This is a genomic window from Bradyrhizobium sp. USDA 4504 (assembly GCF_054063995.1).
The window spans coordinates 1,691,270-1,715,438 of record NZ_JBSSGV010000001.1; the positions used below are offsets into that span (position 1 = coordinate 1,691,270).

Annotated in this window: 20 protein-coding genes; 16 read left to right on the forward strand and 4 right to left on the reverse strand. The window is 65.0% G+C overall.

The features are described 5' to 3' along the window. Positions 1-13: 13 nt before the first annotated feature. The 5 genes from ACVMB1_RS07315 to ACVMB1_RS07335 all read left to right on the forward strand — a co-directional run bounded on the left by ACVMB1_RS07315 (position 14) and on the right by ACVMB1_RS07335 (position 4,825). Complete coding sequence (locus tag ACVMB1_RS07315) at positions 14-1,087, forward strand: branched-chain amino acid ABC transporter permease (protein WP_057015931.1); 1,074 nt, start codon at positions 14-16, stop codon at positions 1,085-1,087. A 3-nt stretch (positions 1,088-1,090) separates the two neighbouring features. Further along, the gene (locus ACVMB1_RS07320; RefSeq protein ID WP_018270850.1) at positions 1,091-1,810 is read left to right on the forward strand and encodes an ATP-binding cassette domain-containing protein; all 720 of its coding nucleotides are present in this window, start codon (positions 1,091-1,093) and stop codon (positions 1,808-1,810) included. Continuing rightward, the gene (locus ACVMB1_RS07325) at positions 1,800-2,510 is read left to right on the forward strand and encodes an ABC transporter ATP-binding protein (protein WP_016845725.1); all 711 of its coding nucleotides are present in this window, start codon (positions 1,800-1,802) and stop codon (positions 2,508-2,510) included. The genes ACVMB1_RS07320 and ACVMB1_RS07325 overlap by 11 nt, the downstream gene beginning before the upstream one ends. Before the next feature lie 63 nt (positions 2,511-2,573). Next, entirely contained in the window at positions 2,574-3,335 is a 762-nt protein-coding gene (locus tag ACVMB1_RS07330) for an SDR family NAD(P)-dependent oxidoreductase (protein ID WP_253624085.1), read from the forward strand. 86 nt (positions 3,336-3,421) lie between these two features. Next, entirely contained in the window at positions 3,422-4,825 is a 1,404-nt protein-coding gene (locus ACVMB1_RS07335; protein ID WP_456848354.1) for an amidase, read from the forward strand. Positions 4,826-4,830: 5 nt separating this feature from the next. Here ACVMB1_RS07335 and ACVMB1_RS07340 read toward each other — a convergent pair whose 3' ends face one another. Both ACVMB1_RS07340 and ACVMB1_RS07345 read right to left on the reverse strand, forming a co-directional pair. Continuing rightward, positions 4,831-6,420, reverse strand: a complete 1,590-nt coding sequence (locus ACVMB1_RS07340; RefSeq protein WP_456848356.1) for an ABC transporter substrate-binding protein — start codon at positions 6,418-6,420, stop codon at positions 4,831-4,833. 22 nt (positions 6,421-6,442) lie between these two features. Next, a complete protein-coding gene (locus tag ACVMB1_RS07345; RefSeq protein WP_456815931.1) occupies positions 6,443-7,645 on the reverse strand; it encodes a serine hydrolase domain-containing protein in 1,203 nt (400 codons plus the stop codon). A gap of 234 nt (positions 7,646-7,879) precedes the next feature. Between ACVMB1_RS07345 and ACVMB1_RS07350 the strand changes: the two genes are divergently transcribed. Next, entirely contained in the window at positions 7,880-8,572 is a 693-nt protein-coding gene (locus ACVMB1_RS07350; protein ID WP_456848358.1) for a response regulator transcription factor, read from the forward strand. Positions 8,573-9,566: 994 nt separating this feature from the next. Here ACVMB1_RS07350 and ACVMB1_RS07355 read toward each other — a convergent pair. Further along, the gene (locus ACVMB1_RS07355) at positions 9,567-10,493 is read right to left on the reverse strand and encodes a D-alanyl-D-alanine carboxypeptidase family protein (protein WP_456815932.1); all 927 of its coding nucleotides are present in this window, start codon (positions 10,491-10,493) and stop codon (positions 9,567-9,569) included. Positions 10,494-10,989: 496 nt separating this feature from the next. Here ACVMB1_RS07355 and ACVMB1_RS07360 point away from each other — a divergent pair, with 496 nt between their 5' ends. The 10 genes from ACVMB1_RS07360 (at position 10,990) to ACVMB1_RS07405 (ending at position 22,730) form a co-directional block, all read left to right on the forward strand. Further along, entirely contained in the window at positions 10,990-12,567 is a 1,578-nt protein-coding gene (locus tag ACVMB1_RS07360) for a gamma-glutamyltransferase family protein (protein ID WP_253624079.1), read from the forward strand. 330 nt (positions 12,568-12,897) lie between these two features. Then, positions 12,898-14,565, forward strand: a complete 1,668-nt coding sequence (locus ACVMB1_RS07365; protein ID WP_253624078.1) for an amidohydrolase — start codon at positions 12,898-12,900, stop codon at positions 14,563-14,565. Beyond that, a complete protein-coding gene (locus ACVMB1_RS07370; protein ID WP_168858932.1) occupies positions 14,565-15,653 on the forward strand; it encodes a CobW family GTP-binding protein in 1,089 nt (362 codons plus the stop codon). The genes ACVMB1_RS07365 and ACVMB1_RS07370 overlap by 1 nt, the downstream gene beginning before the upstream one ends. Before the next feature lie 42 nt (positions 15,654-15,695). Further along, positions 15,696-17,009 carry an ABC transporter substrate-binding protein gene (locus tag ACVMB1_RS07375; protein WP_456815933.1) on the forward strand — a complete coding sequence of 438 codons (1,314 nt, stop codon included), beginning with the start codon at positions 15,696-15,698 and terminating at the stop codon, positions 17,007-17,009. 1 nt (position 17,010) lies between these two features. Further along, entirely contained in the window at positions 17,011-17,742 is a 732-nt protein-coding gene (locus tag ACVMB1_RS07380) for an ABC transporter ATP-binding protein (RefSeq protein WP_253624076.1), read from the forward strand. Beyond that, positions 17,729-18,427 (forward strand): ABC transporter ATP-binding protein, encoded by a 699-nt coding sequence (locus ACVMB1_RS07385; RefSeq protein ID WP_028331396.1) that lies wholly within the window; start codon positions 17,729-17,731, stop codon positions 18,425-18,427. The genes ACVMB1_RS07380 and ACVMB1_RS07385 overlap by 14 nt, the downstream gene beginning before the upstream one ends. Before the next feature lie 16 nt (positions 18,428-18,443). Beyond that, positions 18,444-19,310: a branched-chain amino acid ABC transporter permease gene (locus ACVMB1_RS07390; protein WP_057017060.1), complete on the forward strand. Its 867-nt coding sequence runs from the start codon at positions 18,444-18,446 to the stop codon at positions 19,308-19,310. 26 nt (positions 19,311-19,336) lie between these two features. After that, the gene (locus ACVMB1_RS07395) at positions 19,337-20,335 is read left to right on the forward strand and encodes a branched-chain amino acid ABC transporter permease (RefSeq protein WP_253624075.1); all 999 of its coding nucleotides are present in this window, start codon (positions 19,337-19,339) and stop codon (positions 20,333-20,335) included. A gap of 68 nt (positions 20,336-20,403) precedes the next feature. Beyond that, positions 20,404-22,416, forward strand: coding sequence for a copper amine oxidase (locus ACVMB1_RS07400; RefSeq protein ID WP_456815935.1), 2,013 nt, complete (start codon positions 20,404-20,406; stop codon positions 22,414-22,416). Next, entirely contained in the window at positions 22,413-22,730 is a 318-nt protein-coding gene (locus ACVMB1_RS07405; RefSeq protein WP_141339924.1) for a hypothetical protein, read from the forward strand. Before ACVMB1_RS07400 ends, ACVMB1_RS07405 begins: the two co-directional genes overlap by 4 nt. On the opposite strand, the gene ACVMB1_RS07410 is transcribed toward ACVMB1_RS07405, so the two are convergent. Next, positions 22,716-24,068, reverse strand: coding sequence for an aminotransferase class III-fold pyridoxal phosphate-dependent enzyme (locus ACVMB1_RS07410; RefSeq protein ID WP_456848360.1), 1,353 nt, complete (start codon positions 24,066-24,068; stop codon positions 22,716-22,718). The genes ACVMB1_RS07405 and ACVMB1_RS07410 overlap by 15 nt on opposite strands. Between the last annotated feature and the right edge of the window lie 101 nt (positions 24,069-24,169).

A 24,169-nucleotide genomic window follows, 5' to 3' on the forward strand; every position in this document is an offset into this window, starting at 1 on the left:
ACGGGAATTTCTGATGTTGAAGCTGCTCGAGGGCCCGCAGACGCTCGGACGCGGGAAGATCTTCTGGTCCTGCTTCCTCGCCGTGCTGGCCGGGGCGCTGATCTATCCGCTGTTCGCCGATTCCTATGATGTCGGCAATTTCGCCTACTTCCTGATCTGGATCTTCATGGCGCTCGGCCTCTGCCTGATGTGGGGATACGGCGGCATGCTGTCGTTCGGCCAGACCTTCTTCTTCGGCATCGCCGGCTACGGCTATGGCGTGCTCGCCATCAATATGGGCGGGGGAACGACCACGATCGCCGCGCTGGTTCTCTCCGTGGTCATCGCGATGATCGCGGCCGGGATCCTCGGTTACTTCATGATCTGGGGCGGCATCAGCGGGATTTTCTTCGGCATCGTGACGTTGTCGGCGACGCTAGTGCTTGCCTTCTTCCTCGGGCAGACCGCGGGGCCCGAATGGCATATCGGTCCGGCTCGGCTGAACGGCTTCAACGGCATGAAGGGAATGGACCCGCTCACGGTCGGCGACTTCGACATCGAGGGCTCGGCGCTCTATTACGTCATGATCGCGCTGATCGTGATCGTCTACATCGCGCTGCGCATGCTGGTGAACTCGAGCGTAGGCAACGTGATCGTGGCGACGCGGGAAAATCCGCAGCGCGCCGAGATGCTCGGCTATGACGTCCGCAAGTATCAGCTTCTGACCTTCGTGATCGGCAGCGGCCTCGCAGGGTTGAGCGGCGCACTGTACACGTCGTGGGGGCAGTTCATCACGCCATCCAGCATCGGCCTGCCGGCGGCGGCGATGCCGATCGTGTGGGTGGCGTTCTCCGGACGCAACGATCTGACCGCGACCCTGGTCGGATCGTTCCTGCTGCTGTTCGGCTTTCAGACCATCACGGTCTACAGCCAGCAAGCGGCGCTGGTGCTGATGGGCGTTCTGCTGCTCGCCACCGTGATGCTGGCGCCGCAGGGCTTCGTGCTCGGCATTGGCAAGCTCGTCGTCGATTGGTGGACCAGGCGTCGGCGCCGCGACGAAGCCCCCGCGCTGGCCGACACCGCCCGCCTGCAATCCGATGAGACCTGAATCATGGCGCTGGTCGATGTGAAAGGTGTCTCCAAGCGTTTCGGTGGATTGACCGCCGTCTCCGACGTCGACCTGACGGTCAATGCCGGCGAGGTGCACTGCCTGATCGGGCCCAACGGGGCCGGGAAGAGCACGCTGTTCAAATTGATCGTCGGGCTCTATCCGCCGACCACGGGCAGCATCTTCTTCGACTCGATCGATATCACCGCCGAGCGGCCCTACGCGCGGGTGCAGCGCGGCATGAGCATCAAGATGCAGGCGCCGAGCGTGTTCAAGGAGCTGCCGGTGCGGCAGAACATCCAGATCGCGCTGCAGGAACGCATTTCGGGCGCGGAATGCCGTGCTGAAGAGGAGCGGCTGCTCGCGTTGCTCAATCTGGCTGACGATAGCGGCAAGCTCGCCGGTGCGCTGTCGCACGGCCAGCAGCAATGGCTGGAGATCGGGATGGCGCTGGCGCTGCAGCCGCAGCTGCTGCTGCTGGACGAGCCGACCGCCGGCATGTCGCCGGAAGAGACTTTCAAGACCGGCGAGCTGATCAAGTCGTTCAATGCCGAGGGCATGACCGTCCTGGTCGTCGAGCACGACATGGCGTTCGTGCGTCAGGTCGCCCAGCGCGTTACCGTTCTGCATCTTGGCAAGATCTTCGCGCGCGGCAGCTTGGAGGCGATTTTGGAAGACGAGAAGGTCGCGGAAATCTATCTGGGTAAGACTCATGCCCACTGATCGCATTCTGGAGGTGTCGGGGCTTTGGGCGGGCTACGGCGCGACGCCGATCCTGCAAGGCGTCAGCATGTCGGTTTCGCGCGGCGAGATCGTCGGCGTGATCGGCCGCAACGGCGTCGGCAAGTCGACCCTGATGCGGTGCCTGATCGGCCTGCTGCAGACCTGGCGCGGCACCATCAGCTTCATGGATCAGGATGTCACGCAGCTCGAGGCCGATGCGCGGGCGCGCGCCGGCTTCGGCTACATCCCGCAGGGCCGCGACGTGTTTCCACAAATGAGCGTCGAGGAGAATTTGCAGGTCGGCGAGTTGATCGGCGGGCCCGAAGGCAAGAAGCTGCCCGAGCTCGTCTACGAGTATTTTCCACGCCTGAGGGAGCGCCGGCGCCAGATCGCGGGCACCATGTCGGGCGGCGAGCAGCAGCAGCTTGCGATCGGCCGCGCGCTGATCGGCAATCCGGCGCTGATGATCCTCGACGAGCCGTCGGAGGGCATCCAGCCGTCGATCGTGCAGCATATTTGCGAGGCGCTGAAATCGTTCCGAGCGGAGCTCGGGACCACGATCGTGTTCGTGGAGCAGAACCTCGACACCATCCTGGAGATCGCGCAGCGCTGCTACATCATGGAGAAGGGCAAGATCACGCGATCGCTGGCCGGTGAGGAGGTCAACGCGGACAACGTTCGCGCGCAGCTGTTGCTGTGATCGACCGCGCGATGCGGTGAAGATCAGTGCGTTGCATAATTGATAATAATGGAGGGAATGGACATGGATCTCGGACTCAAGGGAGCAAAGGCTCTCGTTACCGGCAGCACCAAGGGCATCGGCAGGGCGATCGCCGACACGTTCGCCGCCGAGGGCGCCAATGTCGGCATCTGTGCGCGCAACCAGGGCGACGTCGACGCTGCGGTCACAGCGCTCAAGGCCAAGGGCGTTTCGGCGTTCGGTAGTGCCGTCGACGTCTCAAACGGGCCGGCCCTGAAGGCCTGGGTCGCCGACATGGCGTCCAAGCTCGGCGGCATCGATGTCGTGGTCGCCAATGTCAGCGCGTTGTCGATCGGGCAGGACGAGGAGAGCTGGGAGAAGGAATTCTCCACCGACATGATGGGGACGGTGCGCCTCGTCAACGCGGCGATGCCGTATCTGGAGAAGAGCGGCGCCGCCGCGATCGTCACCATCTCGAGCGTGTCGGGACGCGAGGTCGATTTTGCCAGCGGTCCCTACGGTACGTTCAAGGCGGCGATCATCCACTACACGCAGGGCCTTGCCTACCAGCTCGCGGCCAAGGGCATCCGGGCCAATTCGGTATCACCGGGCAACACCTACTTCGAGGGTGGCGTCTGGAACATGATCAAGGACGGCAATCCCGAACTGTACAAGACCGCACTGGCGCTCAACCCGACCGGCCGCATGGGCACGCCGCAGGAGATGGCGAACGCCGCTGTGTTCCTGGCGAGCAAAGCGGCGAGCTTCATCACCGGGACCAACCTCGTGGTGGACGGCGCGTTGACGCGCGGCGTCCAGTTCTAGGCGGGGCGCGCCGTCAGCAAAGCCGCGTGATCGCCGCCCGCGGCGGCGGTCCGGACAGGCATATTCCGATAACAGCAGGGCGTCAGATGTCAGCGGATTCATTGCACTACAAATCCATCATCGAAGTCTCCGAGCTCATTCGCCGCAAGGAGGCGAAGCCGTCGGAGATCACCGAGGCAATGCTGGGCCGGATTGCGAAGCTGGATGGACAGTTTCACGGTTATGCGCTGGTCCTAGCGGAGCGAGCGATGGCCCAGGCCAAGCAGTACGACGCGGAGATCGCCAAGGGTGTCTGGCGTGGCCCGCTGCATGGCGTTCCGATCGGGCTGAAGGACCTCTGCTACACCTCGTTTGCACCGACCGCGGGCGGCACCACGATTCACGCCAAATTCGTACCGTCCTTCAATGCCACGATCGTGGACCGGCTCGAAGTCGCCGGCGCGGTGACGCTCGGCAAGCTGAAGATGACGGAGGGGGCCTATACCAGCCACCATCCTGCAATCCAGGCCCCGCTCAACCCGTGGAATGTGAACTACTGGGTCGGCTCCTCATCGACCGGATCGGGCGCCGCGACCGCGGCGGGGCTCTGCTACGGCTCGATCGGCAGCGACACCGGCGGCTCGATCCGCTTTCCGTCGGCGACCTGCGGGTTGACCGGGATCAAGCCGACCTGGGGGCGGGTCAGCCGCTACGGCGTCTTCCCGCTGGCCGACTCGCTCGATCACGTCGGGCCGATGTGCCGCAGCGCTGCGGATGCCGCGGCGATGCTCGGCGTCATCGCGGGCGCTGATATCAACGACCCGACCGCCTTGCGGGCTCCAGTGCCGAACTATCTGGCTGGAGCGGGCGACAGCATCAGGGGCCTCAGGATCGGTGTTGACCGCAGGTACACCCAGGAGGGCATCGACCGGCAGGTCGTCGCTGCGCTGGTGCAAGCCGAGCGCACGCTCGCCGATCTCGGCGCCGACATCCGCGAGGTGCATTTCCCGCCTTACCAGAAGCTCGTCAGCCAATGGATTGCGATGTGCTCGGTCGAGACGGCTGAGGCGCATCTGGACACCTACCCGTCGCGCAAGTCGGAATACGGACCCGATCTCGCGCAGCTGATCGAGCAGGGCCGGGCGACGAGCGGCGTCGATATTGCCGCGATCCATCATGAACGGTTGAAGTTCAGCGGCAGCCTCGCCGCCATGTTCGAAGATATCGACCTGCTGCTGATCCCGACGATGCCGGTACCGATCCCGACGCTCACCAAGATGAGCGAATACGGTGCCGACCCCAATATCCTCCTGAGCATTCTGCGCTTCACGGCGGTGTTCGATTTCTCGGGCAGCCCGACTATTACCTTGCCGATGGGCATGGCCTCGGACCAGATGCCGCTCAGCATGCAATTGGTCGGCTCACATCTGTCCGAAGACGTGCTGGTCCGCGCCGGCGCCGCGTTCCAGTCGATGACGGACTGGCATACGCGGCGGCCGCCGATCGAATAGAGGCCTCAACCCGTCTTGTCGACATTCCAGAACAGCGGCACCGGCGCGCGGACGATGTCCTTCAGCGCCTTGCGCGTCGCGGCCGGTTGATTGTACTGCCCGGTCGGGACGTGGGTGACCACCTCGTAGGCGCGTGCCTGGATCTTGTCGGCCAGCGCCTTCTGGTCCGGCGGCGCCGCGGTGCGGGCAAAGCTGTCGCGCAGCCGCTCGAGCTCGGCGTCCTCGACCCAGCCGAAGAAGCCGCCGTTCTTGCCCTTGCCGTTGACGCAGGCGTTGCCGATCGGATTGACGAGGTCGACGCTGGCCCAGGTCGAATGGTAGAGCGACCAGCCGCCCTCGGCCGGCATCGACTGTTTGGCGCGGCGTGCCACCACCGAACCCCAATCCATCGCCAGCAGGCTGACGTTCATGCCGATCGAACGCAGCGCATCGGCGGTGACCGTGCCGAGCGCGGTGATGATCGGGGCGTCGGTCGCGTGCAGGATCGTGATCGGCTCGCCCTTGTAGCCGCCCTGCTTGAGCAGCTCCCTGGCTTTCGCGGTGTCCGCCTTGGTCGACCATCCGACCGCGCTTTCGAAAGGCGTGCCGGCGACGAAGATCGCCGGCGTGATCTTGAAGTAATCGGGATTGCCGATCTGGGTGTCGAGCCAGTCCTTCTGGTTCACCGCGTGCAGCACGGCCTGGCGGATCTCCGGCCGGTCGAACGGCGGCACCAGCCAGTTCATCCGGCACATGCCGGAGAAGCCGAGCGTGTTGTAATCGGTCAGCTCGACATTGGAGGCGCGCGCGAGCATCGGATGATGGTCGTGCGGCGGCACCTCGAAATAGTCGATCTCGTCGTTGACAATCGCGTTGGTCGCGATCTGGAAATCCGGCACGCTGATCCATTCGTAGCGGCCGATCTTGACGACCTTGCCGCCGCCGGTGCCGTCGGACGGCTCGTCGCGGGAAACGTAGTCCGGGTTTTTCTCATAGGCGGCCTTGACGCCGGGCTGGAATTCCGCCGTCACGAAGCGGAACGGTCCGGAGCCGAGATGATCTGATATGGCCTGGTCGGCGGGCGTCGCGGCGATCCGCGCCGGCACGATGAAGGGCACGTTGGCGGTTGGCTTGCCGAGCGCCGCCAGCACGAAGCCGCATGGCTCCCTCAGCACCATGCGGAAGCTGCGCTCGTCGACCGCCTTCAGTTCGGCAACGAATTCGAACAGTTTCTGGCCCATCGTGTCGCGCTTGGCCCAGCGCTGCAGCGAAGGGATGACGTCGGCCGACGTCACCGCGCTGCGGTCATGGAATTTGAGGCCGGGCCGCAGGCGGAAGGTGTAGGTCAGGCCGTCGGCGGAGACCTCCCAGGCCTCGACCATCTGCGGCTTGATCTCGAATTTCGAATTGGTCGAGAACAGCGTGTCGTAGATCATGTAGCCGTGGTTGCGCGCGGTCCACGCCGTCGTCATGATCGGGTCGGTGGCGCGCAGCGGCGCGTGCATGACGGCCGTGATCGTCTTCGAACTGGCCCGCGCGATGCGCGGCATCGCAATGCCGAGGCTTGCTCCCGCACTGATCTGCAGCAGACGGCGGCGGTTGATCGGTGGTCCCATGGTGTCCCCCTGTCGCAATCGGTCAGCTCTTGCCGGCAAGCCTGGCCGCGATCGCGCGATAGCCGCGCATCCACATGTGATCGAGATCGAGATCCATCGGCAGCGGCTGCGAGGAGACGCGTGCGATCACGGTCTCATTGGCCGGATCGATGTAGATCCACTGGCCATGAATGCCGACCGCGGCAAACGGCGTTTCGCGTCGATCGAGCGTGTACCACTTGTTGCGGTAGTTGCCGTTTGGAAACACTTTCGTCAGGTCGCCGCGCGACCAGGCCTCGGCATTGCCGTTCTGCCTGATGTCGTCGATCCACCAGCCGGGGACGACCTGTCGTCCGTTGCTGATGCCGTGATTGCGCATCATCTCGCCGAACCGGGTGAGATCCCGCAGTGTCGCGCAGATGCCGCCGGCGACGCGGCCGGCACCGCGTGAATCGACCGTGATGTAAGCGTCGTGCTCGGCGCCCATCGGCTGCCACAGATAGTGGGAGAGGATCTTTGCGTAGGACATGCCGCAGGCGCGCTCATAAACCCAGCCGAGCACATCGGTGTTGGTCGATACGTAGTGGAAGGTCTCTCCATGCGGTGCGCCGTTCGGTCGCAGCGTGCGCAGATAGTCGCGCAGATTGCTCGGCGGAATCGCCGGATCGGGCAGCTCCCAGCCGGTCGAGCGCCGGTAGTTCATGACGTCGCCGTCGCGCGCCATGTAATCCTCGTCGAAGCGGATGCCGACGCTCATGTCGAGCAGATGCCGCACCCTGCAGTCGCCGCCATAGACCGAGCCCTCCATCTCCGGGATGTAGCGCGTGACCGGCGCGTCGGGATCGAGCTTGCCGTGATCGGCGAGGATGCCGCCGAGCGTTCCGGCGACCGACTTGCTGACGGAGAAGATCAGGTGCGGGGTATCGGGCGTCAGGCCATGGGCATACCATTCGAACGCGACCTGTCCGCGATGCGACACCACGATGCCGTCGGTGTGGCTGGCGCGCAGCGCCTCGCCGACGCCGACCGTCTCGCCGCGCGGGTTGGCGAAGCTGAGGTCGTCGAGATAGCGCGGCGCAAAGGACAGTGGCGCCGGCGCTGCGGCGCGCGCGATGTTCGCGGTGGGCAGCAATTCGCGGACATTGCGGAATGCCCACTCGTTGAAGGGATGTTGGCGCCAGTTGGCGAGCGTGACCTGTTCGTCGGCCGCCGACGGGAAGGCGGCCATGATGCGACGCGAATTCATTCTTGATCCAGCAATGACATCGGATGATGCGCGAAAGTTCCGCATGGCTCGTGTCGCTCGCAATCAACCGGATGGTGGAGGGGGCCGTTGGGTTACTTCGGCGTAACCGTTTCCCCGGATGTGCGCTTCGTGCGTTTGGCCCGCAATTTGCTTGACTATGGCTCGCGCGTGCCCCAGCGTGACCGTTACGCGACGCGCAGACGTTCGCCATCGGGAAACATCGGGAGGTAGGTCATGATCGCGCTTCTGGGCCGACCGGATCCGGCAACCACGCAGGCCATTCAGTTCGCGCGCGGCATTCTCGAGGGGTCGGCGACCGCGTTCTACGAGGTCGACGGCAATTTGACCCTCAACCGCTTCGTGCTCTCTAGCAACGTGCCGCCGAGTTTCCACGACCAGTATCTTGCCGGCATGAACCGGCTCGATCCGTTGCATCCGCGCTCGGCGAGCAACCGGCCGATTGCGCGGCTGAGCACGGCGCTCGACCAATGCGCGACCCAGGAGGCGGCGACCTACCGCGCCTTCGCCGGCCAATGCGGCGTCGCCGACATGATCGAGTTCTTCTTCCGCCGCAACGACCGCATCGTCGCCGGAATGAGCGTGCTGTGGGCGCCGGGCTGCGCGATCCCCGACGGCAGCATGCACATTGCGGAGAAGATCCACGACTATCTCGAGTTCAACCTGACCAGTCGCCTGTCGTCGAATGCCGACGAGCCGGCGCGCTTTGGCCTGACCTCGCGCGAGATGGAAGTCGTCGAGCTGTTGTGCTGCGGCCGAACCAACCGCGAGATCGGCGAGCGCCTGAACATCGGCCTCGCGACGGTGAAGACGCATCTGATCCATATCTTCGAAAAGCTCGGCGTCGAGACCCGCTCCGCCGTCGTGGCGATGATGTCGCGGCCGCATGAGGCGCGGGCTGTCGATTAGAGCCCGCGGCTCTTCCAGCACGTCGTCTCTGCGAAAGCAGGGACTCATACGCTGCGGCGGATTGTGAACGGGATTCGTTACTCCAGCGTCGTGAAACGATAAACATCGGTGGTTATGGGTCCCTGCTTTCGCAGGGACGTCGATGAGGATGAATCGCAATTCAAGATGTCAAGCGGCGCGGTGTCATCACCCGCGAATGCGCGCATGCGGGGATCCAGTATTCCAGAGATGCCTGTGCTTGAATCGAGAGGCCGCGGCACACTGAATCGCCAGGTCGAGCCGGGCGATGACACCGAAGAATATGCCAGCACACAGCTCCCTCCACGTGTCGTCCCGGCGAAGGCCGGGACCCATAACCACAGGACTGGGTTGGTGAGGAAAGCCGTGGCCCCAGCGTCGCACAACAATCATCTTCAGTGGTTATGGGTCCCGGCCTGCGCCAGGACGACGATGAGGATGCTTCTCGCGCGAGACAACGCACCGCTACTGCGCACCCTTCTTCGGTGTCATCACCCGCGCATGCGCATGCGGGTGATCGAGTGGCGCTTCTGACAAAGCGAAATATTCTTCGCGTGAAGGATTGACAGGATTTGCTGAGTTGCCCGTCGAACTGATCTGTCGTTTCCGGAATTGGGCGGGACCGTCGCTCCGTGGGCCGAAGCGGCGATCCCTGATCGCGCGAGGTGCATGGTCGGGTGTGGGCAAAATGTCGGCCAATCCGCACGACTGGGGACATGATAGATCGACAAGCGCACGCGGCAATTGCCATTCTGGACTAGCCCCGAGTAACAGATTCAGCGGCAAGCAAGCTCCACAGCGCAGAAGTAGTAGCGCGGCGCAGCAATCGCGGTTCCTGGTAGATGAGAGTCCGGGGAGAGGCGTAACGTCATGGACGGAGGCTGGCCGCTACGGCCTCCGAAGCCGCCGTCAGCCCCAGCTCACCCCCTGAGCTGGGGCGCGCCGGAGCGCACGAAGCGCAGGAGGGGTAGGCCAATCAGAGGCGCGAGCTGAGTTTCGTCGTCGCGGCCCTCGACGCTGCCTTTGACTTTGCGCGCGTCGTCACGCCATGTCTGGAAGATGCTGCGATTCGGGTATGTCGCTTGCCGGCCAGCTTTGTGTGCCTTGATACCGTACGATGAGCAGCATACTCCCGACCATCGACCGGTGCGAGATGCGCTGGGTCTCCATTCAAGTATGGACGTCCGACTCCGAACTGCTTTTCGTGCTCGTCGATCCATTTCCATAATCGCTTGGTCTCGGTTGCACGCTCCTCCTTGCTCCCGCCATTCATGCTGACGACGTCTGCGGCGAGCCCGTGACCATAGCCTCCACGCGAGCTGCCGCCGTGATAGGACTTGTCATTTGCGGCCTTCAGCCCGCTTGCAATCGATTGGCGGTAGTCGTCGCGAAATCCGCTTGTGATCCCGGGTGCCAGTCCGGCCTGCTCCGCTGCGTGGAGCATATAGAACAGCTTTTGCTTGAAGGCTCGATCCATCCCTCCGATCACGTAATCCATCAGAGGCATGCGGGCTCTTTCTGCCGCCTTGGGGTCCTTCCATCCGAAGTCATTTTCGACCCGCTTCGGGATGCTGCGCGTGACCGTGATCAGCTTGCGCTTCCGTTTGATGATCACGTCCTTTTTTTCGTACACGACGATCCAGTCGGTCTTCGGCGCTCGCGTGTAGAGCGCGCCAAGGAACCGGTCGATGCACGCCTCGGCAACGAAGCATTCGTCCAGGACCAGAACTGTATCAATATTGTCCGGGGCGACCTTGAACGAGCCGGCAACGTTGGCCGTGGATACCTGCTCAGGTTGCTTCTCGCCTGGCGTCGTCGACGGAGCCTCGGGCGACGCTCGGTCCGCGTCCGGCAAGACACCTCCGTCGGCATCGGATTGAGCCGACGGTTCGGATGCCGTCACGGGTCGGCTCGACTCCTCATTGGGCGACGCCGCACGCACGTCGTGAACGACGGCGCAGCATGACAGTGAGACCAGAGACGAGGCAATGCGTAACCAACCAGCCCCCCAACCGAACCGACTTCGCCTGGCGCCATGAAGCTCTCTGAGAGATGACATCGGCATTGGCAATCGACATGAGCTAAATTGATCGTGGCAGCGTGCCATCGCGCTCCGGGCTTGGCAACCAGTTACCCACCACAGAATTGCCGCCGAGCACGCAACTATTCAGATAGGCCGAAAGAATTCCTCACGCGCAGGTTTGACAGGTTTTGCCCGGTTGCCGCCGGATCAATTCGCCGCGTCCGAGAGGCGTGACAACCCTCGTCCGTATTCACCGATCCACCGTTGGGTGGATTGCTGCCTGCCCGGTGGCCAAACGAGAGTCCTCCGCGAGGACCGGTGTCGTTTTCGACAATGTTGGCGAGCGGCGGCCGCTCACAACATTGAAGGAAACGACATGCGCGATTTCATGGCCGTCGGCCGTTCGGTGGCGGTTGCGGAGCGTGGCATGGCCGCGACCTCGCACCCGCAGGCGACGCTGGCCGCGGTCGAGATGCTGAAGGCCGGCGGCAATGCCGTCGATGCCGCGGTGGCGGCGGTCGCGGTGCAGGGCGTCGTCGAGCCGCAGATGACCGGGATCGGCGGCGACTGCTTCGCGCTGTATTCGCCTGACGCCGGCGAGCCGATCGCGCTGAACGGCTCGGGCCGCACGCCTGCCGCAACCGATGCCGAGAAATTTGCCGCGAGCGGCGCGCGCGACATTCCGCCGACCGCGCCCGAGGCCGTCACCGTGCCCGGCGCAATCGATGCGTGGTGCCGGCTGGTCGCCGATCATGGCAGCAGGTCCCTGGAGGAGATCTTCCGACCGGCGATCGCGGCTGCCGAGCGGGGCTTTTGCGTGACGCCCCGCGTCGCGGAGGACTGGCGCCGCTTCCGGGCCCGGATCGAGATCGACGGCAATGCGGCGGCGCAGTTCCTGCCCGGCGGCAAGGCGCCTGAGGTCGGCGACGTCCGTACGCAACCCGCGCTCGGCCGCACCCTTCGCCGGATCGCGCAGCACGGACGCAACGCGTTCTACACGGGCGAGGCTGCCGACGAGATGGTGGCTATCTTGCGTGCCCTGGGCGGCGCCCACAGCACCGACGATTTCGCCGCCCAAGCCTCCGACTATGTGCACCCGATCTCGGCGCGCTACCACGACCACGACGTGGTCGAATGCCCGCCGAACGGGCAGGGCCTGGCCGCACTGATGATCCTGCGGACGCTTGCAGGCTTCGATGTCGGCAAGCTCGGAGAGGCCGATCGCATCCATCTGCTGGCTGAAGCCACCAAGGCGGCCTACCGCGCGCGCGACGCCTTCTTTTGCGATCCCGCCACCAGCAAGGTCGATCCGGCCGCATTCCTTGCCGACGACTATATCGAGAGAATCCGTGGAAAAATCGACATGCGCCGCGCATCCGCGCCCGCGACCTGGGACGATATCGAGCATCGCGACACCGTCTATGTCACGGTGGTCGACCGCGATCTCAACGCCGTCTCGCTGATCAACTCGCTGTTCTATCCGTTCGGCAGCGGCATCTACGCGCCGAAATCGGGCATCCTGCTGCACAACCGCGGCTGGAGCTTTCGCGCCAAACCGGGACATCCCAATTCGCTCGGGCCGCGCAAGCGGCCGATGCATACGATTATTCCGGGCCTTCTGCGCAAGGACGGCAAGACCGTGATGTCGTTCGGCGTGATGGGCGGGCACTACCAGGCCGCGGGCCACGCCAATCTGCTGTCGAACATCTTCGACATGAAGATGAACATCCAGGCCGCGGCCGAGGCGCCGCGCTCCTTTGCCTTCGACGGCGCGCTGTCGCTGGAGACGACCATTTCTCCCGGGATACGCGACGACCTTCGCGCCCGCGGCCACGATGCGCGGTTCTCGGAGGAGCCGATCGGCGGCTGCCAGGCGATCCGCATCGACCACGCCCGCGGCGTCCTGTTCGGCGCTTCGGACCACCGCAAGGACGGACTGGCGCTAGGGTTCTGAGGCGCGTCGCGCGGTTTCGGAATAATAGAATAGTAACGCTGATTTGCCCGACATGTCAAGTCGCCATGTCGAGTGCCGGCACGCCGCCGGCTACTGTGCATGGGGTTGTCTTCGATGTTTTGGCAGTGCGCCCCTGCGGAGGCAGGCAATACGCAATAGCCCTGCGCTTGCGGGGAAGCGGCGGAGCATCCACCGGACGGTGGATTGTTCCAAATGCCGACATGCCGAACGTTTGGCCATCATGCCGGCGTCGTGCGCGGTTCAGCCTTGTGCACCGCACGGTGAGAGGCTGATCGCTCCAGGCTTTCCCAATCGAGAAGTTTGATCCGTATGAACAGGACATTCGCCGACACGGTCTTCCGCAACGGCCGGATCTACACGTCGAACCGCGGGCAACCCTGGGCAAGCTGCGCAGCCGTCAAGGCCGGCCGGTTCATCGCGGTGGGCGAGGAACGCGACGTCGCGGCGCTCATCGGCGAGGAAACGGCGACCGTCGATCTCGGCGGCCGCATGGCGATGCCGGGGATCGTCGACATCCACAATCACATCATGATGGGTGGACAGGCCGATCTTTACGAGCTGCGCTTCTCCAACGCCGACAGCATTCCAAGGATCGCCGAAACCCTGCACAAGGCCGCGTCAGCGGCTGCGCCGGGCGCCTGGATCGTCGGCGGGCAGTTCGGCAATAATCTCCTGAACGAGATGAACACCGCGGAGTCCTGCGCGCTGCTGGACGCTGCCTGCCTCGGGCATCCCGTCGTATTGCGCGACGACACCTATCATAATCGCTGGGCGAGCTCGGCGGCGCTGCGGCTGGCCGGCGTTGCGGCCGACACGGCTGATCCGACCGACGGCGAAATCGGCCGCGACCTCAAGACCGGAACGCTGACCGGCATCATGATCGAGGCCGCCTCCGGCCTGGTCGAGCGGGCGCTCGCGGCCTCCGGCCACTACACGGCCGAGATGGACCGCGCGGCGGTGGCGCGCTCGATCTCGGTGCTGAACGCCTATGGCGTCACCGCCTTCATCGACGCTGCCAGCATGCAGCCGATCATGGCGGCGCTGAAGGGGCTCGACGACCGCGGCGAGCTGACCGCCTGGGCGGTGTGCGCGATGCCGGTGGTCGAGCCGGGCTTCATGTTCGGCAAGGCTGGCGAGGAGCTGTTCGCGCTGCGCGAGGATTACCGCGGTGCGCATGTGAAGCCCGATTATGTCAAGGTGTTCCTCGACGGCGTGCCGGGCGCCAAGACCGCGGCCTTCCACGAGCCGTATGTGGCCGACCCGGTGCGCGGCTGCTGCTTCCGCGGCTCCACCATGCTGACCGTGCCGGACCTGATCCGTTGGCTCGGGCGCTGCGAGAAGCTCGGCCTTGCCGCGAAGATCCATTGCGCGGGCGACGCCGCAGTGACGCAGGCGCTCGACGCCATCGATGTCGTGCGCAGCTTCAACGGCCCGACCCATCTGATCCATCAGATCGCGCATGCGAGCTATATCGCGCCCGACGATGTCAAGCGCTTCGCCGAGCTCGGCGTCGCCGCCGACCTGTCGCCGATCATCTGGTATCCGACCATCTTCCTCGAGGCGCATAAGGCCGCGATGGGCGAGGAGCGCGCGCAGCGCTTCTGGCCGAACAAGGATTTGAAGGAAGCCGGCGCACTGATGGCCGGCGGCTCGGACTGGCCGGTGATCCCGATCCCCGACCCCTGGCAGGGCATCGAGGGCATGGTGACGCGGCAGAATCCGACCGGAGATTTTCCGGGCAAGTCGCTGTGGGCGGAGCAGGCGCTCGACCTCAAAACCGTGATCGACATCTACACCATCGACGCCGCGCGCGCGGCCGGCCTCGGCCAGTCGATCGGCTCGATCGAGGTCGGCAAATCCGCCGACCTCATCGTGCTCGACCAGATGATCTTCGACATCCCGCCGGATCAACTGGCCGATACGCGGGTCGAGCTGACCTTCTTCGAGGGCCGCAAGGTTTACGAGCGGGGCGCGTGATGGGCACGGCGGATCAGATCCCGGTCACGGTGCTGACCGGTTTCCTCGGCAGCGGCAAGACCACGGTGCTGAACCATTTGCTGCGCCAGCCAGAGCTCAATGGCGTCGTCGCCATCATCAACGAGTTCGGCGAGGTGGCGTTGGATCACCTTTTGGTCGAGAGCAGCGAGGACCGCCTGGCGCTGCTCGACAATGGCTGCATCTGCTGCTCGGTGCGCGAGGACCTGATCGAGACGCTGGCCGACCTCGCATCGCGCCGCGCTGACGGCACGATCCCGCCATTCCACCGGGTGCTGGTCGAGACCACCGGGCTCGCCGATCCCGTGCCCGTGCTGCACACGCTGATGACGGCGTCCGATATCGTCGGCCGCTACCGGATCGACGGCGTGGTCGCGACCGTCGATGCGGTTAATGGTACGCACACTCTTGCGGCGCACAGCGAAGCCGTCAGGCAGATCGCCGTCGCCGACCGGCTGCTCGTGACCAAGACCGACCTTGCCGCCGATGATGCACTGGCGCGGCTCGATGCGCAGCTTGCGGCGATCAATCCGGTCGCAACGCGCTCACACGTGCGGAACGGGATCGTCGATCCGGCAAAAGTCCTCGATGCCGGGCTGTTCGATCCGGCGGCGCGCTCCGCTGATGTGGTGCGCTGGTTCGATCTGGCAGCGCAGGCGGCGAACACGCCGCACCATCACGGGGATCACCATTGCGACGGCGAGGCGTGCAGCCACCACAGTCACCACGCGCACGACACCGGCGTATCGTCCTACAGCCTGATCATCGACGAGCCGATCCAGCGGGAGGCGTTCGCGCGCTGGCTCGATTATGTCGCGGCGCTTAGAGGCGAGGACCTGCTGCGCTTCAAGGCGATCGTGCATGTCGCCGAGCAGCCCGATGCGCCCATGGTGGTGCACGGCGTGCAGCACGTGTTCCATCCGCCGATCGCGCTGCAGGGCTGGCCGTCGGCGGACCGGCGCTCGCGGCTCGTCTTCATCGTGCGCGGCATCCCGCGCCAGATCATCGAAAACACCTTGTGCAAATTCGCCGCGGTGAGCCGTGCGGCGATCCAGCGACCGGCTGCGTGAGCCGCGGTCAGGCATTTTCATTGGTTGTGGAGGGAGAGGGACATGACTGAGACAAAGAACAATACGGCATCCGGCCGGCTCAATCGCCGCACGCTCTTGAAAGCGGCCGGTGCCACCGGCCTCGCATCGGCGATGAACGTGCCGCTGGTCAATGTCGCGCGGGCCACCGGCAACACCATCAAGATCGGCTGGGTCGGCTGCCTCTCCGGCGTCCGCGCGCAGTTCGCCGAGCCCGATCCCTGGATCCATGAGCGCATCAAGGCACGGCTGAAGGACGGCCTGAAGATCGGCGGCAAGACCTATCAGGTCGAGCTGGTGTTCAAGGACAATCAATCCGATCCGAACCGCTCGTCGGTGATCGCGAGCGAGCTGGTGCTGCGTGAGAAGTGCGACCTGATCCTGATCGAGGACGGCGACGCCCAGCCGCCGGTGCAGGAGCTCGCCGACGCCCGCGGCATTCCCACCATCTCGACCATGGTGCCGTGGCAGGGCTGGATGTTCCCGCGCAAGTCGACGCCGGACAAGGGTTTTCCCTACAGCTACCATTTCTTCTGGGGCGCCGACGACGTCGCCAAAAATTTCTTGGGCATGTGGCAGTCGGTCGACACCAACAAGAAGGTCGGCACGCTTTACATCGACAACCCGCCGGGCCAGGCGTTCTCCGATCCGAAGCTCGGCCTGCCGGCGGGCATCTCGGCGGCCGGCTATCAGGAATTCTCGGCCGGCAAATTCCAGATCGCGACCGACGACTTCACCAACCAGATCGCGCTGTTCAAGAACAACGGCGTCGACATCGTCTCCGGCTTCACCTTCAGCAATCACTGGGTGACGCTGTGGAATCAGGCGGCGCAGGCCGGTTTCAAGCCGCAGATCTGCACGGTGGCGGCGGCCTTCCTGTTCCCGGCCGCGGTTAATGCGCTCGGCGATCGCGGCGACGGCATGTCGACCGAGGTGTGGTGGACGCCGGCCTATCCGTTCAAGTCCTCGCTGACCGGGCAGAGCGCTGCCGAGCTCGCCGCGGAATGGGAGAAGACCACCGGCAAGCAGTGGACCCAGCCGATCGGCTACGCCCATGCGCTGTGGGAGGTCGGGCTCGCGGCGTTGCAGAACAGCGATCCCAAGGACAAGAACTCATTGCGCGATGCGATCGCCGGCCTCGACATGGAGACCGTGGTCGGCCGGGTCAAGTTCAAGGACAGCCCGATCAAGAACGTCGCGGTGACCTCGCTGTCGGGCGGGCAATGGCGCAAGGCCAGGGGCGGCAAGTCGAAATACGAGCTCCTGATCGTGCACAACGGAACGGCACCGTTCATCCCGAAGCAGGCCGATCTCCAGCTGCTCTCCAAGCTGGCCTGAGATGGCACGGCTTCTGCTCGTCAGCGGGCTGTCGAAGCGCTTTGGCGAGATCGTGGTCGCCGACAATGTCAGCTTCGCGCTGGCGCGCGGCGAGTGCCTCGGCGTGATCGGCCCGAACGGCGCCGGCAAGAGCTCGCTGCTCAACCTGATCGTCGGCCTGCTCACCGCCGACGGCGGCTCGATCATGCTCGACGACAGGGAGATATCAGGCCTGCCCCCGCACCGCCGGGCGCGGATGGGGCTCGGGCGAGCGTTCCAGATTCCGCAGCCGTTCCCGCATCTGTCGGTCTATGAGAATGCGCTGGTCGCGGCATCCTACGGCGCCGGCCTCACCGGCGAGGCGGCGTCGAGCTGGACCATGGAGGTGTTGCAGCGCACCGGGCTCGACGCCAAGGCGGACAAGCTCGCGGGCGCCTTGCCGCTGATCGACCGCAAGCGGCTGGAATTCGCCAAGGCGCTGGCCTCGAAGCCGAAACTGATCCTGCTCGACGAGATCGCGGCCGGTCTCACGGAGCCCGAGGTCGAGCGCCTCGTTGCCATCATCCAGTCGGTGAAGGCCGACCATGCCACGATCTGGATCGAGCACATTCCTCACGCGCTGCGCGCGGTATCGGATCGCATCCTGGTGCTCGATTTCGGCCGCAAGGTGCTGGAGGGACCGCCGGCCGAGGTCATGGACAGCGCCGTGGTGCGCGAGATCTACATGGGATTGAAGGCCGATGGCGTTGCTTGATGTGAACGGCCTGCAAATCTTCTACGGCGATCTGCAAGCCGTGTTCGACATGAACTTCACCGTCGCGGACGGCGAGGCGGTGGCGCTGGTCGGCGCCAACGGCGCCGGCAAGTCGACGTTCCTGAAGGCGCTGGTCGGTCTCAACGAGGAGCGGCGCGGGGCCGTGCAGTTCGACGGCATCGATATCTCGCAGATGCCGGCGGAAGAGGTGTCGCGGCTCGGCCTCATCATGGTGCCCGAGGGCCGCCTGCTGTTCGACTCGCTGACGATCGAGGAGAACCTCTTGATGGGCAGCGTCAACCGACGCAAAGGCAGCTGGACCCTGCGGCGGGTGTTCGACCTGTTCCCGATCCTCGAGGAGCGGCGGCGGATGTTTCCCGGCCAGCTCTCCGGCGGCCAGCAGCAAATGGCGGCGATCGGCCGCGCGCTGATGTCGAACCCGCGGCTCCTGCTGTGCGACGAGATCTCGCTCGGGCTCGCGCCGGTCGTGGTCGAGCAGATCTACCGCTCCTTTGCCGACATCCGCCGCGAGGGCACCGCGGTCGTGCTGGTCGAGCAGGACGTCAAGCGTGCGCTCGCGACCTCGGAGCGGATCTATTGCCTGTTGAAGGGGCGGGTGTCGCTGACCGGCCCGGCGCAAGGGTTGCAGCCGGAGCAGCTAACGCACGCCTATTTCGGTAACTAGCCAGGATTGGCACGACATGATCTGGGTTGAGACATTGATCAACGGGGCTCTGCTCGGCGGGCTCTATGGGCTGCTCGGCATCGGGCTCGCGCTGGTGTTCGGCGTGATGCGCGTCGTCAATATCGCCCATGGCGAGTTCATGGTGCTGAGCGCGTTCTGCGCCGTGCTGCTGGCCAACCTGTTTCCGCAGGTCTCGCCCCTCTTGATGCTGATCCCAGTGATCGCGCTGTCCTTTGCGGTCGGATGGCTCTACCAGGCCGCCATCGTCAACCGGGTGGTGACCTCGCCCGATCCGCTATCGCCGCTGCTGCTGACCTTCGGCGTTTCTGTCATTCTGCGCAACGTGATGGTCGAGGTGTTCGGCGCCGACGTGCGCAGCCTCCAGGTCGGCGAGCTCTCGCGCGCCAGCCTCGAGATCGCGGGCCTCAATATCGGCATCATGCCGCTGCTGACACTGGTGCTGGCCGCGCTGCTGTTCATGGCGCTGCAGCTCGTGTTGCGTCATACCGAGTTCGGCCGGATCGTGCGCGCCACCGCCGACCGCCGCGATATCGTCCGGCTGTCCGGCGTCAAGCCGGACCGGGTCTATAACTATGTCATGGGCCTGTCGCTCGCGCTCGGCGCGATCGGCGGCGTGCTGCTGGCGGTGCGTTCGAGCTTCACGCCGTTCTCGGGCGCCGAGCGGCTGCTGATCGCGTTCGAGGTCGTGGTGCTGGGCGGGCTCGGCTCGTTCTGGGGCGCGCTGCTCGGCGGCATCGCGCTCGGCATGGCGCAATTGATCGGGCTGAAAATCGATCCGAATGCCGGGCTGCTCTATGCGCACCTCCTGTTCTTCATCATGCTGCTGATCCGCCCGTCGGGTCTCGTGTCGAGCAGGGTGTGATGCCGATGCCGACACGGACAATTCTCATGGCCTCTGCCATCGTGCTTGTCGCCGCAATTGCCGGCGCGCCCTTCGTGCTGAACGAGGGTTTTCTGCGGCTGGCGACCGAGTGCCTGCTCTTGCTGACGATGGCGCAGATGTGGAACCTGCTGGCGGGCTATGCCGGGCTGGTCTCGCTTGGCCACCAGGTCTTCATCGCCTTCGGCGCCTATGCGCTGTTCCTGACCTCGGGCTGGCTCGAGGTCACGCCGATCTGGGTGCTGCCGGTCGCGCCGCTGGTGGCGGGCGCCGTTGCGGCGATCATCGCCTTTCCGCTGTTTCGGCTTCGCGACGCCTATTTCTCGATCGCGATGTGGGTGTTCGCCGAGATCATCGGCGCGTTTACAATGAAGTCGCAGGCCGTCGGCGGCACGTCGGGCGTGCCGCTCGCGACCAGCAAGCTGATCGATTTCGACTGGTTCGAGCCGACGATGTTCTGGCTCGCCGGCGGCCTGACGCTCGTCACCATCGCGGCGCTGTACAGGATGATGACGTCGAGCTTCGGGCTCGGGCTGATGAGCGTGCGCGACAATGATCTTGCCGCGATGAGCGTCGGCGTTGACGTCCGGCACAATCGTTTCGTCGCCTTCGTGCTCTCGGCGGCGGGATGTGGGCTTGCCGGCGCGCTCAGCTTCATGGGCAATCTGTTCATCGCGCCGCTGGCGGCCTTCGACGTCAACTGGTCCGTCTACATGATGTTTATCGTGATCATCGGCGGTATTGGAACCCTGGAAGGCCCGATCCTCGGCGTCATCATCTTCTTCGGCCTGCGCGAGCTGATGACCGGACCGCTCGGCCTATCCGGCGCCTGGTATCTGGTGGGGCTCGGCATCATCGCCGTCGTGGTGATGATCGTGGCGCCGCGCGGCCTCTGGCCGGCCTTGCGCGATCGCTTCGGCGTGCGGCTGCTCGATGTACACCGCGCCGCGCCACGCCCGGCCGCCGCCGCGATCCTGCCGGCGGCGTCGGAACAGGTTACCGGATGAAGAAGCGAGCCTTCACGTCGCCACCGTTGCTTGTATTCTGACAGTTCTGGCTTTGAGTGGAGGGCGGAATGGCTCTGATTTTCAGGCATGGCGTGTGGGCAGTGGCCGGTCTGATGGTCGCGACATTGGCGGCGCCGCTGCCGGCGCAGGCCGAGCGGCGGATGTGGCCGCAAGCGGCCGCAACGCACCCGATGGACGGGCTCACCACCGACGAAATCCGCTCGGTCTCCGATATCCTGCGCGGCGCCGGCAAGCTCGACGATTCGGCGCGGGTCGTCTCGATGTCGGTCGAGGAGGATCCCAAGGACGAGGTACGGGCGTGGAAGCCCGGACAGCCCTTCACGCGGCGGGCCAGCGCGACGCTGCTGAGCGGCGCACATCTCTACGAGGCCCATGTCGATCTCGCCGCGCGCAGCCTGATCGGCTGGCAGGAAGTCAGGGATCACGAGGCTGCGCTGACCATCGACGAGCTGATCTCCGCCGGCGATCTGCCGAAGCAGGACCCGCGCTGGATCGCCGCGATGGCCAAGCGCGGCATCACCGATTTCCGCAACGTCATGTGTCTGCCGCTGACGGTCGGTCCGGTGAGCGACCCGGCCCTGAAAGGCCGCCGCCTGCTCAACGTTCCCTGTGTCGACACCACGGGCGCCGCCAACAATCTCTGGGGCAAGCCGATCGAGAACCTGTTCGCCCAGGTCGATCTCAAGAGCAAAACGGTGCTGTCGGTGACCGATCTCGGCGTGGTGCCGCCACCGCCGCAGACGCCCTCGCACGCCTATGCCGACTCCGGAACATATCGCAAGCCACCGAAGCCGATCGAAATCACCGCGCCTGAAGGCAGCAACGTGAAGGTGGAGGGCGGCCAGGTCCACTGGGACAACTGGTCGTTCCATGTCCGTCTCGAGCCGCGTGTCGGCGCCGTGCTGTCGCTGATCCGCTACGACGACCACGGCACGCTTCGCGACATCGCCTACCAGATTTCGGCGAGCGAGATGTTCGTGCCCTATATGGATCCGGCGCCGACCTGGTCGTTCCGCGCCTATATGGACATCGGTGAGTATGGCTTTGGCGTGCTCTCCAGCGAATTGCAGCGCGGCGCGGATTGTCCCGAAGGCGCGCATTATCTCGACCTGACGATCTCGGATACCAAGGGTGCGCCGGTCGTTTCCAAGGGCGCGGTCTGCATCTTCGAGCGCCCGACCGGCGATCCGATCTGGCGCCACAGCGAGCTGATCAACAACACCGCCGAGGTGCGGCCGAACAACGAGCTGGTGGTGCGGATGGCGCCGGTGGTCGGCAATTACGACTATCTGGTGGACTACGTGTTCGACCGTGCCGGCAATATCGATGTGCGGCTCGGCGCCTACGGCATCGATGCGACCAAGGGCGTCGCGAGCAAGACACTGAGCGACCCGACGGCGGCGCAAGATACCGCCTTTGGGACGCTGGTCGACGAACGGCTGCTCGCGGTCAATCACGATCACTACATGACGTTCCGGATCGACATGGACGTCGACGGCACCTCGAACCGGCTGGTCGAGGATCGCTTCAATGTCCGCCGGCTGGAGCAGGGTCAGCGCAAGAGCCTCTGGCAGGTCGACACCAGGCCGGTTGCGACCGAAGGGCCGATCACCATGCCGCTGAACGCGGCACAGTTCAGGATCGAGAGCACAGGCAAGACCAACAGCCGCGGCTATCGCACGAGCTATCAGCTGATGCCCGGTCACTCCGACGTCTCGCTGCTCGCCAAGGACGATCCGATCCAGCTGCGCGCGGGTTTCAGCGCCTACACGCTATGGACCTCGGCCTACGCCAAGAACGAGCGCTACGCCGCGGGCATGTATCCGAACGGAAACCCCGAGGTCGACGGCCTGCCGAAATGGACGGCGGCGAAGCGGCCGATCGAGGACCGCGACCTCGTGCTGTGGTACACGGTCGGCTTCCGCCACGTGCCGCGCGCCGAGGATTGGCCGGTTATGCCCGGCCTGTGGCATGGCTTCCGGCTGCGTCCGTTCAACTTCTTCGATCGCAATCCCGCGCTCGACGTGCCGCCGATGGTGAATGCCAGGGAGACGAAATGAGCGGCCGCGCGCGTTGCATCGGAGCGGTGGCCGGCGCGCTGCTGGCTTTGCTCGCGACAGGGCCGGCCGCTGCTGGCGCAGCGGCTGAAATCAGCATTGACGATGCGTCCTTGCTCTATCTGAGCAGCCGCGACTGGGAGCGCCAATCCGCGCCGCGCAAGGTCGCGCTGGCGGCCGATTTCATGCGCATCTTCTGCACCGACCAGAGTATGTCGGCCGCGTCGCTGGCCGATTGCCTCGACCGCGACAAGGCGGATGGCGCGCTGTTCGAGCGCGCCATGGCTTGCGTCAGCGTGCTGTCAACCGGCCGCTGAGAGGCCGGCGTCGATTCCTTCGGCGATCCGCCGAACGTCGGCCGACGTCAGGATCAGGGGCGGGGACAGGATCAGGTTGTTGCCGGAGACGCGCAGCATCACCCCGGCCTCGTAGGCCGCATCGGCGACCTTCGCCATCGTCTTCTTGTCGGCGGCCTTCTTGCTGTCGCGATCGGCGACCAGCTCGAGTGCGGCCATCAAACCCTTGCCTCTGACGTCGCCGACCAGCGTGTGCTTCGCCTTGAGCGCGGCAAGTGCCCGCGCAAGGTCCTCGCCGCGTGCGGCGGCATTCTCGTCCAGCTTGAGGCGGCGGGTCTCGGCGAGCGCCGCAAGGCCCGCGGCGCAGCCGACCGGATGGCCGGAATAGGTGTAGCCGTGGCCGATCGAGCCGAACGTGGTCGTGTCGGCCTCGAAAGCTTCCGCAACCTGCTCGCCGATCAGCGTCGCGCCGAGTGGGAAATAGCCCGAGGTGATCGCCTTGGCCATCGTCATCATGTCGGGTTTCACGCCCCAGAGCCGCGAACCCGACCATGCGCCGGTGCGCCCGAAACCGGTGACGACCTCGTCCGCGATCATCAGGATGCCGTGACGGTTGCAGATCTCGCGCGCCAGCTTCATGAAGCTGTCCGGCGGCACGATCACGCCGCCGGCCCCGAGCACCGGTTCCATGATGAAGGCCGCGATGGTGTCGGCGCCCTGGAACGCGATCTCCTCTTCCATCGCCGACGCGCACAGCTGCGCGAGTTTTGCGGGATCGGTCTCGTTGAAGGGATTGCGATAGGTCGACGGTGCGGGGATATGGAACACGCCGGGCAGCATCGGCTCGTAGTTGCGGCGGAAATTGGCGTTGCCGTTGACGGAGGCGCCGCCGAAATGGGTGCCGTGGTAGCCCTTCTTCAGCGCCAGGAACTTGGTGCGGTCGGCCTGGCCCTTGATCTTCCAGTATTGCCGCGCGAGCCGTAGCGCGGTCTCGACCGAGTCCGATCCGCCCGAGGTGAAGAAAGCGCGCACCATGCCTTCCGGCTTGAACCATTCGGTGAGCTCGTAGGCGAGCTCGATCGAGGGGCCGGATGAGGTGCCGCGGAAGCCCGAATAATACGGCAGCGCGCTGAGCTGGTCCGCGATCGCCTGCTTGATCGGATCGCAGCTGTAGCCGAGATTGACATTCCACAATCCACCGACCGCATCGATCACGTTCTTGCCGTCGATATCGGTGACTTCGACGCCTTCGCCCTTCATCACGATCCGCGGCGGCTGCGCCCGCATCTCGGCGGGATGAGCCATCGGGTGCCAGATCGGCTTGGCGTTGTTCTCAACCAGGAAGTTTCTGTCGCGCATGATCGTTCCCTGTCCGGTTGGAGCCTTTTTCGTTCCGATGGAATCGGGACCGAGCTCCAGATTCTGGTCTTGACGCGTTTTCTTCACGCGAACCGGTACCC